The organism is Candidatus Profftia tarda, from assembly GCF_904848675.1.
GTDB classification, from domain to species: domain Bacteria; phylum Pseudomonadota; class Gammaproteobacteria; order Enterobacterales; family Enterobacteriaceae; genus Profftia; species Profftia tarda.
Map to the genome: position 1 here is coordinate 591,878 of NZ_LR890047.1, position 18,909 is coordinate 610,786.

Here is an 18,909-nt window from a genome sequence, read left to right on the forward strand (position 1 = left end):
TTCATCTATAAACAAAATACAGAATGTATTGGGTAATATTAAGATATTAAAAGACTTATTAGTTTCTTGAGCAAAATCTTTATTTCTATATCTCCTCTTTATTTAAAAGAGCAATAGCTATTCTGGTATATATAAATCTTCATGTTGAAAAGTAACAATGTTGTTCTAACATACTTATTGATGCGCTAAGAAGAAGATGATAATTTATATATTTAGTCTAAGTAACTCATGAAAGTTATTAGTATCTACAAACCATGTTTTATTATACTTGTACACGCTTATATCTCAAACATAATGTAACTATTATATTTACGGTAATCATGTGCATGTTAAAAGTTTATTAATTTATTGTGAAGCACAGAGATGATGACTGTAGGGAGGACAGATAATAACCATTTCAGAACTTATGGATTTTATCTATATAGACTATATAAATATAGTATTAATAAAATATCAAACATTATTTTGATAAATATCTTTGAATATATTTTAGCATATTATATAAAAATATTTTTCTTAAAATTATAGGTAATTTATTGTAAAATTTTGGCGATGCTTTATGAATAAATAAAGGCGATGGTATTTATTTTTCTTTGCTATATTAAAAAGATTTTAATCTTCTATGCCCAGAGCAAGCTTCATTTAATTTATCAGTAATTATATTTAGAATGCTGTTTATTTTTAATCATTGTCTTTTAGGCTGTCAACATTTTATAAAATCTAAAATGAAAAGATATCTTATTAAAGATAATTATAGAATTTTATTCTATCTTAATCATAATGAGAAATCTGTATAAGAATTAAACTACTCACAATATTACTAAGTACTCAGAAAAACTAGTCACTTCTTTCATCTCTAAATTGTACTATATTTGTATGCGAGAGAGCATAAACTTACTTTTTAATAATATCTTGATTCATTAACATTGGAGAAATAATTTATTTTATGGGCCTTTTAGCTTCTGAATTATAAAACTAATCTATTTTTATAGACGTTTACATACAGCATGAGTTGCGATCTATTTCTTCTTTCCTTGTTGTTTTTATGGCGTCTTTGTTAAAAGAATAAGTAAGATATATTATATCGCTATAAATTGATATTTTATTCTATTAATAAAATCTCTTGGAAGAGACAAAAAGTTAAATACTCGGTATTATCTAGATAGGATCCATATCTATCTTAAACAAGAATGGCATAGCAAGTTAGAACTTATTATCATTGATCATCAGAACAGAAATACTTGTTTCTAAAAATCTTACTTAAATATAATATAATTAATGTATGCAGTAGATCTAAATGATGGGTTAAATTAGGATTATAAAAGTAATCTAGATTTTTTTTAAATCCTTATATAATTAAGAAAGCATAATAATTTTTTGAAAAATAAAGGCAAGAATTATTTGTACTTTCGTATTTCATCTATGATTATACTAATTGCAGAACTAATTTTATCATTTTCTGAAGGAACATGAAGGTAACAAGTAAAAAGTATAAATTATGTAGAGTGTAAAACATTATTTGTATCAAGAATGCTAAAGTAATTTTCTTATTTTTATAATTTAATGATTGAGCCTCATGAACAATAAGCAAATAAAAGATGTGTTGATGCATGAATTATCTCTAGAGGAAGCTCATGTAACTATTCAAGGTACTCACGTTCAAGTCATTGTTGTCGGCAAGCAATTTGCTGGTATAAGTCGCGTAAAAAAACAACAGATAGTGTATACTCCTTTAATGAAATATATTCTAGATAATAGTATTCATGCTGTATCAATAAAAGCATTTACTACTGAAGAATGGCAGCGCTACCGTAAAGTAATAACGCATAATCCTCATGACTAGCTATTATTGTGTATTATTCATACTTATTAAAAGTATTAATCTAGATTGGTAATAATGAATAAATTTCGTGTGCGAGGCCCTACTCGCCTAACAGGAGAAGTTATAAGCTCTGGTGCAAAAAATGCAGCATTACCCATTATATTTGCTGCATTATTAGCCGAAGAGCCAGTAAAAATTAACAATGTGCCAGATTTACAAGATATTAACACGACTATAAAATTATTAACCCATCTGGGAGCGCAGATTGCGCGTAATGATTTTTTGAATATAGATGCGAGAAAAGTGCATGATCTGTCTGCACCGTATGATCTGGTAAAAACCATGCGTGCTTCCATTTGGTCACTTGGTCCTCTCGTTGCTCGTTTCGGATACGGTCAAGTTTCTTTGCCAGGTGGTTGCGCTATTGGAGCACGCCCTATTGATTTACATGTCTCTGTTTTAGCACAATTAGGAGCTGATATTAAACTAGAGGAGGGTTATTTAAAGGCATCTGTGGATGGACGTTTAAAGGGTGCACATATGCGAATTAGTAAGGTAAGTGTCGGGGCAACTGTGACCGGAATACTCGCATCTGCAATAGCTGAGGGTATTACTGTTATTGAAAATGCTGCTCGTGAGCCGGAAATTGTTGATACTGCTAACTTCTTGAATATGATAGGTGCTAAAATATCAGGTGCTGGTACCGAACGTATTGTTATTGAAGGAGTGCCTCGTTTAGGCGGTGGCGTTTATTCTGTCATGCCAGATCGGATAGAAACTGGGACGTTCTTAATTGCAGCAGCTGTAACTCGTGGCAAAATTATCTGCCGTAATACATGTCCAGATAACTTAAATGTATTGCTCGAAAAATTACTTGAAGCCGGTGCTGATATCGAAGTGGGAAAAGACTGGATATCTCTAGACATGCATAGCAAGAGACCAAATGCGGTGAGCGTATGTACTGCCCCATATCCTGGTTTTCCAACCGATATGCAGGCACAGTTTAGCTTATTGAATATAGTGGCTAAAGGTAAGAGCATGATCACTGAGAGTATTTTCGAAAACCGTTTCATGCATATTCCAGAACTCATCCGAATGGGAGCTCAAGCTAATATTAAAGGTAATACTGTTACTTGTTACGGTGTAGATAAACTTTTTGGAGCGCAAGTCATGGCAACTGATCTACGTGCTTCTGCCAGTTTAATTATTGCTGGCTGTATGGCAGAAGGAACTACAATTATCGATCGTATCTACCATATTGACCGTGGGTACGATCACATTGAGTACAAGCTTAGTAGACTCGGCGCTAATATAGAACGTCTTACAAGAGAATATAGCTAAGTTAGTTTTATTTTGATCACGCCAATATATCATATTTTTATTACACTTTATTTTTACTTCACTCTCGTTGAAAAACTTTCACTATTGATTTAAGATACACTATCTATCGGAAGGCAGAAAAGTATTAATTTTCTATTATAAAAATATAATCAAAGAATTAAAGCTGACTTTAATATAGTAACTTACCTATTAATATAGTTTGATATATAGGATAATGTTTTATTTTGGTCCGTGGTTATTTAGTATCTATGTATTTCAATACATAGGCGGTGTGTTCTTATTTTGGATTGTTAATATGTTTTCTGCGCATACGATTTTAAAGAATGTATGTTTATCATTGATATGCAGTTAAAAGTACCATTATATCAATATAATTTCATCTGCTCAGCTTGATATTGTTATAACTGGGTTACTGCGTTAAAAATTATTTATATGCAGAAAATTATTTTTCTATTTGCAATAGAAATACCTTGATTAAATTTTTTAAAATTTAGTTGCTCCTGCTAATAAAATTACGTGTAATATTTATATTTATGCATCAGTATTTTAGACTCTATTTAGCAGGTAAGCCATATTTATTTAAATTTTATTTATTTTATTTATCCTAGTTATATATTAAAATACCGTAGGAATATTGCGAATTACAGATATTAACTGATCTTTTATATTAAGTCTTCTGACGTAAATTATTATGCTTCTTATTTGAGAAGATCTATCACATTAAATCACCAAGTATGCAATGATAGATACATATGTCAGTTTTATTCATATTTTATCTTCGCTACTAATTGTTATCACTATTATCATAGATATTAAAGAAGATAATTCAAATATACTAAAAACAATCATAAACATTAAAGACTATGATTACAATATAAAATTGTATTTTTTATAAATTCATTAAATATAGCAATAAATATCAAAATAGACTAGTATAACAGCATTTCACAGAAAAATAATCTATATTTTAATATCTTACTCATCAATAATATTCTAAGTTATGCATCTTATTGAGTGTATTTATTAGATAATTAGCTAAAATTTAATTGTTAAATCTAATTTTTTAGGTTAAGAAGTAAGATTGATTTGCCAATCATTACCGAAAAATCAATATATTAATCTTTTTGAATAACAGTTAATCATAAATTACTCTTTTCTAAGATTAAAAAATTATTAAGAAATAGGTGATACAATGTATAAATATTGATTATGATAAATGATCAATATTTATATTAGACTTTATCAAGAATCAGAAAAAATGCTTTAGATAATATTTAATAATTAAGCCAGTTTGCCTCTAACTAAAGGCACAAACCTAACCTTTTCGATAAACTTAATAAAGAAATCATTACCGCGCCGTTGTACATAATTTAAATTTTGATCCTTATCATAGTCACCCATGGGCAACACCAAACGTCCACCATCACGTAGTTGTTCTAATAACGTTCCTGGAATTTCTGGTGGAGCCGCTGTAACAATAATAGCATCAAATAGACCATGTGTAGCCCACCCCTGCCAGCCGTCACCATGACGCGTTGAAATATTGTATAAATCGAGCTGTTTAAGACGTCTTTTTGCCTGCCACTGTAGGTTTTTAATCCTTTCTACAGAAAATACCTGTTTAGCTAAATGTGCTAATACAGCTGTTTGATAACCAGATCCCGTGCCAATCTCTAGCACTTTCGAGTTATGCCCTATGCGTAATAATTCTGTCATTCGCGCTACTATATAAGGTTGCGAAATAGTCTGACCCGAACCTATTGGTAAAGCAATATTGTCATATGCCTTGTGAGACATAGCTTCATCAATGAATTTTTCACGAGGTACTTTACCCAAGGCTTCTAGCACTTGTTCATCCCCGATACCCTGTTGAATCAACTGCTGTAATAGGTTTAGCGCACGTTTCTCCACGATTCCCCACTAATGTGGTCTATTAAAGCTACGAATAAAGAAATTTTTATGCATGATATATCGTACATTCTAATCAGAGAGAAGTGATTCATAACTTTTATTCATCTAAGATAAGCATTAATTATGAATTAATTGTTTCTCTGAATGGTTTAAATGAAGTATATATATTAGTTATTTTGTATATTCCTAATCTTAATATTTTTTATTAAAAATGTAATTACATTACATGACTTAAATATAAGAATACATCTAATTATATGCACAATATTCTCCAATATAATGCGTGATTAACAACTAATCTTAAATATTTTAGTAACTATAATATATTCAGTGAAGCAAAGCAGATGATACTAAACAACGTTCTGTAATTAAAGGGATCATACTACTATAGTAATTTTTGCTAAATTTGATTTCTCATGAAAATCTAAAATAATGATATAATACTACAAACATTAACTAGTTAATTATAATATGGATACAGTATTAGATAATAATGTTGGTCTTTAAAGGCTTTCTAAAGATATTTAAGATTTTTAAAATACAGAAAGTTTTATTGAATTAGACCAAAAAACCCTATTTAAGATTGTTTGATTTTATCTACGTATTACTGTTGAATATATTGCTTTCTGCAGCAGAAATATCATTTTTATATTTGCTGACCTACTTATATAAAATTCATATATGAAGATTAATCTCTACACTAAATACTTTTACTCATCAAAACATATCTCACTAAAATAATTTAACATTCTATTCTATAATAATTATTTTTCATTCTAATTTAGGGAAATACTGGATGTTACATGCAGCATGTAGTATGCCTCGAAGATAGATAATATATAATTTATCTATATGATGATATCATTTTATAGCCTGAGCCAATAAATCGGCTAATATTTTATAAGATTTTATTTATTAGATCAGAGAATACCTATCTGAATCTTAATAAAATACTTTTTAATCTATATTAGTGAACAGTAGTCATTTAATTTGTATTTTATTAAGCTAATAAATATTTCTTATCTTGTCTTAGTATGAGTGTTGCACTTTCTATAAAATATGTATTACTACTTCCTGCAAGATATCATTAATAACATGCTGATTTACTTAATTTTATTATCGAGGTTAACCGTTTACGATATTATCGTATGATAATCTTCATGTATAAATAATGATATTAGTACTATGTATAGGATTTATATATTAATCATGATTCTTATATCACCATGCATAATAAATTATGCAATCCCTGATAATGTTATTAAGAATAAGTGAACGTATTTCACGATATCTTTAGTGATCATAATTCGTCATGCCTTACTGGTTAGGTTTATGAATAATATAGATAAAAGATTATTATAATTTTCTTATAATTCTATATAAACAATTATTTTAAATTTGGGCATTATATTGCCAATAAAAGAATATAATATGAACATTTCATTTTTCTGTAAAACACCTGATAGTAAACGAAATTTTTATCAGAAAAACACTAATAGTTTATGCGTGCATATAGATGAAGAATTGATATGTAATTAAAATGGAATAAATAATGACAGGAATATTAGGCCATAATCATCTTATTTATTAGTTTATGCGAAATAGTTGAAGTGTAGTACTGTTTATCAAAATTTAAATCTTATGCTTTCACTAATAATGTAACTGCTTCACAGGCAATACCCTCACCACGTCCTATAAAACCTAATGTTTCTGTAGTAGTAGATTTAATATTAATCTTATCTGTACGGCAAGATAGATATTCTGCTATGTTAATTCGCATTTTAGAAACATATGGGGCTATTTTTGGAGCCTGAGCAATTATAGTTATATCAATATTGCCTAAGATATAACCCCTAGCTAAAATTAGAGCAAATGATTGTCGCAATAAATTGCTACTGCTTATATCTTTAAATGCAAGATCGTTATCAGGGAATAATGTACCGATATCTCCCAACGCAATGGATCCTAGGAGCGCGTCAGTTACAGCATGTAACGCAACATCACCATCAGAATGCGCAATAAGACCACACTTATAAGGAATCATTACACCTCCGATAATCAAAGGTCCTTTACCGCCAAATTTATGCACATCAAAACCATGTCCAATCCTCATCAATCATTTTCCTTTTAATTATTTTTAATATTAATCATAGATAATGGTGCATATGAAACAAGTCAAAAGGTTAGTTATTTTTAGATAGACACAACTGAGCTAATGCAAAATCTTCAGGGCGAGTTATCTTGATGTTATCATAACGACCTGGTACTAATATTGGATGATACCCACAATACTCTAATGCTGATGCTTCATCAGTAACATTGCATCCTTGATTTAGGGCATACTCCAAACACATGATAAGTAATTTACATGGAAAAAACTGGGGAGTTAGCGCGTGCCAGAGCCATTCACGAGTGACTGTATGTTTAATAACATCTATACCAGATCTAGATCGTTTCATAGTATCGCGAACAGGAGTAGCCAGGATACCTCCTACTTTAGATTTATAGCGTAATTCCAGCAAATTACTTAGATCATCTTTATGCAAGCAAGGCCTAGCAGCGTCATGCACTAATACCCAATCTGCATTTTTAGCTGCTCTTAAACCAGCTAAAACTGATTCTGCACGATTTATACCGCCGTGCAACACCTGGATACGAGCATCTTTTGCGAGAGGTAAATCATAGAAATAACTATCGTCTGGGCTTATTGATACTATAATCCTCTCTACTTCTTCGTGAGATAAGAGTGCCATTACTGAATACTCTAATATTGTCTTACCTTGGATAGATAAATATTGTTTTGGACAGACGGATCTCATCCGAGTGCCAATACCTGCTGCTGGAACTACAGCAACTATAGATAATCGTGCTGATATTGAAGGATTAATCATGTATTTATCTTGTAGTTAATGTAAATAATTATTAATATATTATAATTTTCAGTAATAATCTTAAAATTATAAATATTTAAATTTTAATTATAGAAATAACGCTTACTCCAGGATAATCAGATGCCCTAAAGAATGAAAATAAAAATTATATTAAACTTATTTATGATACTATTATTTTTTCAATTGTTCTGGAACTAGTCTATAAAATATTTCACCACGTTTTATCATCCCAAGTGCTTGACGCGCACGTTCCTCAATTGCTTCTTGACTTTCATTGAGATCATTTATTTCAGTAAATAATTGAGCATTACGGGATCTCAGTTTGATATTATTATCTTTTTGAGTGAGAATCTCTTTTTTGATATACATATAATCATTTATACCGTTTTTGCCAACCCATAATGAATACTGAAGCCAGCACAATAAAATGATAAAGAATAGTGTTAATTTGCCCATGAATCCACTCTACAAGTATAAAGACCCAGCTCCTATTATATTGATAGCAACTATTATTGTCTGTTTACAAACATGTTTTATTAGTATCTCTAATAGAGAAAAAGAATTCTAAGGGATAATACGAATCTTAGGCATAAGTCTTTCTAAAAAATCGTGATTAATAATTGGATTTAATACTAACAGAATGGTAATTTATGTGATGCTCTAGAAATTTTTATTTGTTAGAGTGCTAAACTAGCATATATGCAAGATAATGTATAAGCCAAGTAAAGTTATTCATTCAATCTTATAAATTTTAAAAATTATATCCCTGTACTAGACCAATATCAATTTACTATACTAATATAGTCATTACTGATATAGATTACATAATAAACATGTTTAGAGTATGTGTACAAGATATTTTAGGAGTGAATATATTGTTTAGACAAAAGAAACTTTTGCTAAGGATTCTGTGTTAATTCTTATTGATTAGGAATTATAGATAATAAATTTTATAAAAAGAGATTATTTAGACATATCTATCAAGCAAAATATCTTAAAAGCATTCTTTCTGTCTTTATTTCTGATTGAAGATTTCATGTTAGAAAATATAGATACTTTTGAGTAGCACAAGAGTAGTTTTTTATTTTTAATAAGTATTAACATCAAAAAATTTTATAGTTGTATTTGATATATTTTTCTATAAAATACAGTTTCGTATTATACTATTGATATTTTGCATCTGTAGGTTGTGCTTTACAAGCATGAATAAAGTCAAGAGCTGTATCTATTCTATTTAGTGATCGATTCTTACCAATGTAATAGACAGTGATATCTATGCTTGGTGATATTTCTGAACCTGTTACTGCTACACGCAGCGGCATTCCAACTTTACCAATTTTCATTTTGAGTTCTTCTGCAGTTTGCTGAATTGCATAACGTATGTTTTCAGGACTCCAATCATTTATTTTTTCAATTTTGCTACGTACTAGTTCTAGCTGACTAGTTACAATGGGACGTAGATATTTCTGCACTGCCTTTGCATGAAATTCATTATGGTCCTCATAAAAAACCCGTGCCTGCGCTGCCATTTCCTTGAGAGTCTTGCAACGTCCAGCTAGCAGCTCAACAATATCAATTAATTTTGGTCCATGATTGATTTTATAACCAGCCTTATGGATGTGCAATGCTAAATGCGTGGCTACATATTTAGATGGCATGCTTTTAATATAGTATTGGTTAAGCCATTTTAATTTTTCAATATTGAATATACTTCTAGATTTACTTAGATCATCAAGAGTAAACAACTCTTTCATTTCATCAATGCTAAAAATTTCTTGATCTCCATGAGACCATCCCATCCGCACCAGGTAGTTTAGTAGGGCTTCCGGCAAATAGCCTTTATCGCGATATTGCATAACTCCAATTGCACCGTCTCGTTTAGAGATCTTCTTACCATTATTGTCTAATATCATTGAAACGTGTGCATATTCTGGAATTGGAGCACCTAGAGCTTTTAACATATTAATCTGTCGTGGCGTATTATTGATATGGTCTTCACCGCGGATAATATGAGTTATTTCCATATCCCAGTCATCAATAACAACACAAAAGTTGTAGGTTGGGGAACCATCTGTACGACGAATGATAAAATCGTCTAGTTCTTCATTGCTGAATTTAATAGTGCCGCGAATCTTATCTTCAAAGATCACATAACCTTTCTGAGGGTTTAGAAAACGCACGACGTAAGGCTCATCATTGGCGTGATGTTCATTACTATGTCGACAAAGACCATCGTAACGAGGTTTCTTCCTGTGTGCTATTTTTATTTCACGCAAATTTTCGAGACGTTCTCTAGAGCAATAACATTTATATGCGGTACCCTGCTCTAACATTTGATTTATGATCTTGTTATAGCGATCGAAACGTTTAGTCTGGTAGTAAGGGCCTTTATCCCAATTGAGTTTTAGCCATTTCATACTATCTATAATTTCTTTTGTCGCTTCATGAGTAGAGCGATCATGATCGCTATCTTCAATACGCAGCAAGAATTCACCTTTAGTATGACGGGCAAATAACCAAGAATAAAGAGCAGTACGTACACTACCTAAGTGCAGGTTGCCAGTTGGACTGGGCGCAAAACGAGTTTTAACTTTCATATGAAATCTCATTCAATATTTAGGCGATATATTCTAAACATGCACTAATGATGGTTGCAGAGCTAAAATTAACTTAATTCGTATATTACGAATAGTTTAAACTTTATTATTAATATTCATCCATGGTTTTAACTAAGATATATTTTCATATGAAAATATATCTTTTTCGCAAAAATATCTTCTGAAAATTTTTAAGGTAACCATGATAATTATATACAGTTGCTTTACTGGATACTATCTAACATAGTCATGATTTTAGACGCACTTATTATTGCAATTTATTAACTTAATAAATCTTTATTTCTTTAGTGGGATTGCTAATATAATATTTATTTAGGAGATAAATGCATTTTGCTTATTGCTTTGCTTGATCGAAAGAAATCATATCTTTTATTATATAAGTCATATCATTAAATTAAAATTTTTCCTCATTAAAGTATTATACTAGTCTAGTATTTAAGTTTTGTAAGTAATATCGATAAAAATATTTTATTTCTATTAATTTTTTATTTTTTCTGGTAAATTAGGCATCATTATTGGCATTAAGATCCAGATATGCCCAGACTAATTTTATTAGTAAGATGATAGATCTATAAAGTATAACTTAACGATAATTTGATTAGTTAATCCCAAGTAAGAGATTGCTGCTGATTACCTATTTTAATTCATCTAAGGATTGAGTTGTGAAATAAGAAAACAAAAGAAGATTTTATACTAATTTTATTTTATATGCTAATAGTTCAGTTTTCTTATCTGGTTTGCTAATAGATTATTACGGGCAGCATATGCATAGTTTAAGTCTGCTAAAATATATTCAACTATCATAGCACACAGATGATATTATATTACTCATAGCATGATCTCATAATCATGCTATGAGTTTATGAGTAATTCTTGTTATCCAAGATAACTACTATAAAATAGTAATTGTGCTTCAATTTTTGCCATATTATATCACATTTTACTAGTAATATGGATATTATGATTATATGCACTTCCAATATTTATATATAAATTAGAATAAATAGAATATCAATGATGATACATGAACCGTTTGGCATGCTCTATAGAAAATAACCTGTCTGAAGTATAATATTTTGTGGCTGAAACCCAAAAAACTAGTATTAAGAATATTATCTTCTATGATTTAATCTAAAGCTATAATATTATAGTGAGATAATTAATATCTTTTCTTATATTATATATTATATATCTATCAAAAATATATAAATAACAATTATAAATCGAGATTTTTAAAATAAAAAAGAATAAATTTAATCTTTAATGTCATAAAGTATTTCTTTGTATATTAACATTGAGATAAGTATTCATGAGCTATCAAGTACTTGCCCGTAAATGGCGCCCACAAACATTTTCTGATGTCGTTGGTCAAGAGCATGTTTTGATTGGGCTAAAGAATGGTCTTTCCATTGTTCGCATCCATAATGCGTATCTTTTTTCCGGTACTCGTGGTGTTGGGAAAACTAGCATCGCGCGGTTATTGGCTAAAGGACTGAACTGCGAAACAGGAATTACCTCGATACCATGTGGTTTGTGTGATAATTGTAAAGAAATTGAACAGGGATGTTTTATCGATCTTATAGAGATTGATGCTGCGTCGCGTACTAGGGTTGAGGATACTCGCGATCTCCTCTATCATCTGCAATACGCACCAGCTCGTGGCCGTTTTAAAGTATACCTAATTGATGAAGTGCACATGCTTTCTCGTCATAGTTTTAATGCGTTGTTAAAGACTCTTGAAGAACCTCCATCCCATGTAAAATTTCTGTTAGCAACCACAGAGCCGAAAAAATTGCCGATAACTATTCTTTCCCGATGCTTACAGTTTCATCTGAAAGAATTAAGCGTCAATCAAATTCTGATTCAATTACAAAGAATCACAATTGCTGAAGGAATTATCGCTGATCCTTGTGCTTTACAGCTGTTAGCGTGTGCCGGCAAAGGCAGTATGAGAGATGCGTTAAGCTTGACAGATCAAGCAATATCTATGGGAATCGATAAAATAACTAAAGAAAATGTGCTTTTAATGCTTGGTAGTTTGGATAATGAACAGCCGTTATCTATTATTGAAGCTCTAGTGGATAAAAATAGCGAAAAAGTGGTAGATTTAATTGAACAATCTGCTTTATTAGGAGTAGATTGGGAAAACCTAATTATTGAAATTCTTACTCTCTTACACCGTATTGCAATGTTCCAAGTGCTTCCTAATGCACTGGACACTTACTATAGTTCTGTGCAAAAAAGGTTGCGCAAGCTCTCCTGTCTTTTAACACCTTCAGATTTACAGTATTTTTATCAGATTGCTTTAACGGGTCGCAAGGATCTCAATTATGCTCCAAGTCGTCGTATGGGGGTAGAAATGATGCTACTACGTGCTTTATCCTTTCACCTAAAGTTGGTCATTGATCAACCGGTAGATGTATCTGAAAAAACTTTGCAGATTATTCAAATGCAGAGTATATCTTCCTCAGATATACAAACAGACACTGTCTCTAACGATGCATCTATAAATAATTCCGCTAGTCTTCCTGATAAGAACTGTATTTTACAAAAAGAAGAAACTGCTAACCCAAAAAAGTCAGAATATTCTTTATCTCATTCAACGGATCAATTATTACAAGAGAGAAACCATATACATCAAAGATCATCTGGTATCATCGACCCAAAGCCGTTGACAAAAATATTACCAGAGATTTGTTAGTAGAAACCAAAATATGTACAAAAGAGGCATATCATTGGCAATTACAGCCAAGAATAACCACATTCAGACTGAAGAAGCAAGCTACGAAAAAAAATTTTCAGGCGAATATTAAGCATAGCAAGAAAAGAGAGTCTTCTAGAAAAATAGCTAAGAACGAGTTCTTGACTTACGATTCTTGGGTTGCAGATCTTGATAAGTTAGGTTTACCTGATTTAGTGCATCAGTTAACAATGCATGCATTTCCTGAATTTTTAGAAAACAATAAATTAGTTTTGCATTTGCGATCTACGCAAAGTCATTTAAATTCCTGCTTCGCAAAGCGGATCTTATCTCGGGCAATAAGTGATCTTTATGGTTATCCATTTGAACTAATTATTCTCGAAGATGATAATCCAGATCTATTGACGCCATTAGAGAAGTCTGTTTATGAAGATAAGCTCCTACAAGCGCGCCTATCTATTGCTACTGATATCAATACTCAAGCTTTAGAACGTTTTTTTAATGCTAAATTGGATTTAGATAGTATCTGTCTTCTTTAGATCTCTCGTATCATCACGATATCCTGCTGAACAATATAATATAAAGAAAAATTAATGCCTTGCAATATATTTTTATCGCTTATACTAATTGGTAAAATTAGTAAATATAAAATAAAATGGCATTCTTTAATACAAGAGATCCCATAAATCAAAATGATATAATATATTAGCTCATTTCATGAAAGTATATTATTTATGAATTAGTAAAACCTTAAGTATTAAATATAATTAGAGCTATTTATGAGATTAGTAAGATTCATGTAATTATCGCAATTTTAATAATTCACAAAGACATATATGTTCTTACAAGTCCTAATGACGGATGTTATAGTAATGATCAATATCTTAAAGCTAAATAGATATTCATATTTGAACATAGAATCTTGTTAAAGATGTAACGAGGATTATTTCCAAACTATCAGTATTATAAATACTAATCTCTTAATCTATCCGCGGAATAATCTAATGACTATATTAGTTACATAAGTCTTATCGATTTATACTTTTTCCGATTTTATTCTTAAGCTGAACCTTGTAATGCGTTTTAATTTACTATTTTAGATGTTTTATGGATGCTGTGAACATATAAAATACAGTTACTTTTAAGTATGGAACTCATAAATTTTTATAGCTATATTGCAATATATTTAATAACATATTTTCAATAAAATAATAATTCCATTATTATAGATATAATTCTAAGCAACATCCTTGTCTCATAAATAATCAAGAAGGACATTGTGCTAAAAGGCATTTTTAATATTGCCTATTTTATCTGGATTAATATTATGTCAAAAATTTATTTTTTAGGAAAAATTAAAGTTATATCAAGACTTAAATAGCAAATTTTTTGCATTAATAGTTTTTATAGAGTAGCGATCGCGGGATCTCAGAAGCATAGTTATTAATAATAATGTAAATCTTTAATAATTTTAGATGTGGTGGGTGATGACGGGCTTGAACCGCCGACCCCCTCCTTGTAAGGGAGGTGCTCTCCCGGCTGAGCTAATCACCCTTGTTTTATCTATTATAACAATAGATGCTTTTAAATAGTCAATATTTTTTCGAGAAAATTCTATTTTATTAACAATAAATAGTTTCTATCTAACTATTAATAATGAATATAAGAGTTATAAGACTATAATGTGATTATATGATATACTTGCTTAATTAGCATTTGCTAAATAGATTACATTTTAAGAAAATTAATTTAAAATAGTGCTGAAAGTACTTGCTGATATGCGCTCATCTTGCTTTATTAATAGTCTTAGCATTTGCTTCATTATCTTTATTACAGCCCTATAATTTATCTTGACCTTAGTCTTCTGTAAGATTAAGGTATTTTTCCATCTAAGGAATGGTTTAATTTTTAGTATGAATTATCCTTTAATAAGGATTTATCTGTTATATTATTGTATGCTCTTTTCTATCCCGCAATGCATTATTATACTCTTATTTGTTAATTATCTACAATAGCGATCAGAAAAGATCAGGTTCTTTTCTTAAAAAAGCATCTATCATGGTACAACTACCTCATTTATCTGTTCCTAAAGAGCTTGCAGATCAATCGTATTGCTGAGTCATAATCTTGTAATCAGGTGTATCAATGAATTTTATATTCTGCTGTCCAATTAAGATTAATATGTACTCTATATTTTATTCTGCAGTATATCTGCAACATATACACCCTAAGTTTAAGCTTATAGTTTAGCGCTACATGGTATCGATAAATGGCTGAGCGGATCTGAATGTTTTATGATTATGTTAATCCTCTTTTCTTACGGACTGATACAGTCTAAATGGAGCACCCTAGAATATTTTAAAAATAGGAAATAATTCTTAATTTAAAACTGTAACTAGCATTGAAACAGATTAGTTAATATAAACATATTATAAATGATATCTTTTGATATCATTTTAAGACTACTAAAGTATGGAACAGTATTTTTTATCTATTCATCCTTGATGGATTATCCATTTATCATTATTAGTGAGACCTGATGCTTGATGTCTGTGTCCTAAGAATAAGAAATTTCATAAGTTTATCTTGTCTGTAGAAATATCCTTAAAACTACCATGATACTATAACAAAAGAACTACTGAAATTTTTATTTATTCAAATAAAGACAATACACTGGAAGTGTTTCACTCTGATAAAATTAACAGGTATAGTATGCTTTTGTTTAAAATATGTCTTAGCCTTTAAGCAAACGAATAGTAAAATATATGCTTACATGTAAGCAGCAAATTGTATATAACCATAGGAGTCATTATGACTTTGGAGTATGCTCTTATTAATTTAGTGGTCGGTATTTTGATTGGTATTTTAGCTATGCGTTTTGGCAGCCTAAAACGCTATCAAAAGCGCATGCTTCAAAGCCAACTAGAAAAAAATAAAAATGAATTAGAACAATATCGTCAAGAGTTAGTAAGGCATTTTGCCCATAGTGCTGAACTATTAGATAATATGGCTAATGATTATCGTCAAATTTATCAGTATATGCTAAAAAGCTCGAATAATCTGCCACTAGATATACCTAGGCAAGATGATTCCTTTCAGCATACTTTGGCAGAAGATCAGGATCACGATCTACTAGAGTGCCCCCCAAGAGATTACTCCGAAAGAGCTTCTGGCATATTACGAGCTAGGCATCATGATAAATAATTGTATTATATCATTCTATATTCTGGAACTATTATTCTTAATTATGCTTATTAAATAGAAGAGTGCTAAAATACTCGCTGTTTGTTAGGAGTAATATAGCGAATTCATCTGCAAAGAAACGTTGATTGCTTAAAAAGCTATGAGAAACTATTCAATTATGAAGAAAGAATCTTTATTACTTAGCCTAATTGCTTGTACCATAGGCTTAACAATATTACCTGCGCCAATGGTTAATGCTGCATTGCCTCCAATCGTTGCTTCGCAAAATACCCCAAGCTTAGCACCAATGTTAGAACAAGTGCTCCCAGCAGTTGTCAGTGTTCACGTAGAGGGTATGCAAAATACTAGATCTACTCCAATGTTTAGGGGTGGAGAACGTGAGTTTGAAGGGTTAGGGTCTGGAGTGATTATTGATGCCGAAAAAGGTTATGTACTAACTAATAATCATGTTATCAACGATGCTATTACGATAAAAGTACAGTTAAACGATGGACGCGAGTACGCAACTAAACTGATTGGTCGTGACGAACCGGCTGATATTGCACTTCTCCAATTAACTGATGCGAAGAATTTGACTGCAATAAAGATTGCAGACTCTGATAAACTACGGGTAGGTGATTTCGCAGTTGCTGTAGGAAATCCATTTGGAATCGGTCAGACCGCAACTTCAGGAATTATTTCTGCATTAGGCCGTAGCGGTCTTAACCTTGAAGGTTTAGAGAATTTTATTCAGACTGACGCAGCGATCAATCGTGGCAACTCCGGGGGCGCACTGATTAATCTCAAGGGAGAACTTATAGGCATTAATACTGCTATTTTAGCTCCGGGTGGCGGTAATATAGGTATTGGATTTGCTATTCCTAGCAATATGGCTCAAAGCCTTAGTGCCCAGTTAATTAAATATGGAGAATTTAAGCGCGGTGTTCTTGGTATACGAGGTCGAGAAATGACATCAGACTTAGCACGTGCTTTTAAATTAGACGCCCAACGCGGTGCCTTTGTTAACGAAGTACTGCCTAATTCAGCTGCGTCCAAAGCTGGAATTAAAGCAGGTGACGTAATTACTGCATTAGATGATAACTTGCTCAACAGTTTTGCAGAGCTTCGTGCTAAAATTGGTTCCGCTGCACCAGGTACTATTTTAAAGCTTGGTATGTTGCGTCATGGTAAGCCGATCAATGTTTTCGTCACCTTAGGAAACAGTAGAATAAATACTACGCAAGCAGAAAATATTAGTCCTGCCCTGCAAGGAGCTACCCTGAGCGATGCAGAAGTAAAAGGTACTAATGGTATCAAGATTGAGAGCGTTAAAAAAGGATCTATTGCGGAGCAGATAGGCATGCGTAAAGATGATCTAATTATTGGCATTAATAGTGAACGCATAAGCAATATAGCATCTTTACGTAAATCACTTGCGGCACATTTACCAGTTATAGCTCTGCACATATTGCGCAATGGCACAAGTCTATATTTACTTATAAGATAATCATGTAATTAAAATAACGCACAAAACAAGGAACATCATCATGTTCAATTTGTGCGTTATTTTAAGATATTTTTTGATAATTAAAAATTATGGATTATAGATAAACTATTATTATTTATTATTTATAACTTTTTCCTTATGTATATTGAGATTATCCTTGTCTAGACCGTTACCTTGAGATCATAAGGACACGGGCAGCAAGAATATAATAAATTAAAGTGATGATTAATTATATATTCCACGGCGTGTGTTATCTGTTATTGCAGATAACACGAAAGAGTTGTATTTTACAGAAATGATCATTCTATCTATAGCTAATTATAAGGAATTTTTAGTATAGATAGAATGATAAAGTTATCTAAAGAAATGATGATAAAACGATATTATGCAGTTACTCCAGATTTGATTTTTCTAAAAATTTCAGCATTCATCTTTCTGTTATTAGAATAAATCTATATTTTTCTCACGTCTTTGCCTGTCTTTCTCAGTATCGGCAATAATTATAACATCAAGAAAATAATGAGATATCATAAATGATCAGTAAATGTTCTCTATAATGTTAATCGTAGATATAACATCAAGAATTTCTCGCAAATGAATTAATAATAAATTGCGGTAATACTGGATAGGTATATTATTGCATGAGCCAGAAAATTATTGGGTATTCAGAGATGAATTTTAAATCACATAGATGATAAAAATATAAAAAATATATTTTATAGATCTTCTTTTTTATAAAAAACGATTTTTTCATTCGCATCTTATTCTCAAAGATATAGCCTTACATCATGTCATGTAATAACTCTGTGTCACATAATATTTAAAATAATTACTACAAATATAAATATTAAATACTAAGTAATCTGATTGTTTATAACGACTTGGATCTAGTCTTTATTTTATCTTAACTTATGAATTAACCTATAGAATATTTT

General features: G+C 30.8%; 9 protein-coding genes, 1 tRNA gene and 1 pseudogene. 5 read left to right on the plus strand and 6 right to left on the minus strand.

The window, feature by feature from the left end:
- Positions 1-1,576: 1,576 nt before the first annotated feature.
- Complete coding sequence (locus tag KTT71_RS01500) at positions 1,577-1,843, plus strand: BolA family protein (RefSeq protein ID WP_216782704.1); 267 nt, start codon at positions 1,577-1,579, stop codon at positions 1,841-1,843.
- Positions 1,844-1,897: 54 nt separating this feature from the next.
- On the plus strand, positions 1,898-3,163 hold the full coding sequence (gene murA / locus KTT71_RS01505; protein ID WP_216782705.1) for a UDP-N-acetylglucosamine 1-carboxyvinyltransferase: 1,266 nt from the start codon (positions 1,898-1,900) through the stop codon (positions 3,161-3,163).
- A 1,281-nt stretch (positions 3,164-4,444) separates the two neighbouring features.
- Here murA and KTT71_RS01510 read toward each other — a convergent pair.
- The 5 genes from KTT71_RS01510 to gltX all read right to left on the minus strand — a co-directional run bounded on the left by KTT71_RS01510 (position 4,445) and on the right by gltX (position 10,562).
- On the minus strand, positions 4,445-5,077 hold the full coding sequence (locus KTT71_RS01510; protein WP_216782739.1) for a protein-L-isoaspartate(D-aspartate) O-methyltransferase: 633 nt from the start codon (positions 5,075-5,077) through the stop codon (positions 4,445-4,447).
- A gap of 1,636 nt (positions 5,078-6,713) precedes the next feature.
- On the minus strand, positions 6,714-7,187 hold the full coding sequence (gene ispF / locus KTT71_RS01515; RefSeq protein WP_216782706.1) for a 2-C-methyl-D-erythritol 2,4-cyclodiphosphate synthase: 474 nt from the start codon (positions 7,185-7,187) through the stop codon (positions 6,714-6,716).
- Between the two features lie 70 nt (positions 7,188-7,257).
- Positions 7,258-7,962 carry a 2-C-methyl-D-erythritol 4-phosphate cytidylyltransferase gene (gene ispD / locus KTT71_RS01520; protein WP_420885585.1) on the minus strand — a complete coding sequence of 235 codons (705 nt, stop codon included), beginning with the start codon at positions 7,960-7,962 and terminating at the stop codon, positions 7,258-7,260.
- Positions 7,963-8,136: 174 nt separating this feature from the next.
- Positions 8,137-8,421 (minus strand): cell division protein FtsB, encoded by a 285-nt coding sequence (gene ftsB, locus KTT71_RS01525; RefSeq protein ID WP_216782708.1) that lies wholly within the window; start codon positions 8,419-8,421, stop codon positions 8,137-8,139.
- A gap of 707 nt (positions 8,422-9,128) precedes the next feature.
- A complete protein-coding gene (gene gltX, locus KTT71_RS01530) occupies positions 9,129-10,562 on the minus strand; it encodes a glutamate--tRNA ligase (RefSeq protein WP_216782709.1) in 1,434 nt (477 codons plus the stop codon).
- Positions 10,563-11,892: 1,330 nt separating this feature from the next.
- On the opposite strand from gltX, the pseudogene dnaX reads away from it, so the two are divergent.
- Positions 11,893-13,823 (plus strand): annotated as a pseudogene (dnaX, locus tag KTT71_RS01535) (DNA polymerase III subunit gamma/tau).
- Between the two features lie 939 nt (positions 13,824-14,762).
- Here the strand turns inward: dnaX and KTT71_RS01545 are convergent.
- Positions 14,763-14,838 (minus strand) — tRNA-Val (locus KTT71_RS01545).
- A gap of 1,257 nt (positions 14,839-16,095) precedes the next feature.
- Here KTT71_RS01545 and zapG point away from each other — a divergent pair.
- Together zapG and KTT71_RS01555 are read left to right on the plus strand one after the other, a co-directional pair.
- Positions 16,096-16,488: a Z-ring associated protein ZapG gene (zapG, locus tag KTT71_RS01550; RefSeq protein WP_216782712.1), complete on the plus strand. Its 393-nt coding sequence runs from the start codon at positions 16,096-16,098 to the stop codon at positions 16,486-16,488.
- 157 nt (positions 16,489-16,645) lie between these two features.
- Positions 16,646-17,974, plus strand: a complete 1,329-nt coding sequence (locus KTT71_RS01555; protein WP_216782713.1) for a Do family serine endopeptidase — start codon at positions 16,646-16,648, stop codon at positions 17,972-17,974.
- The last annotated feature ends 935 nt before the right edge of the window (positions 17,975-18,909 follow it).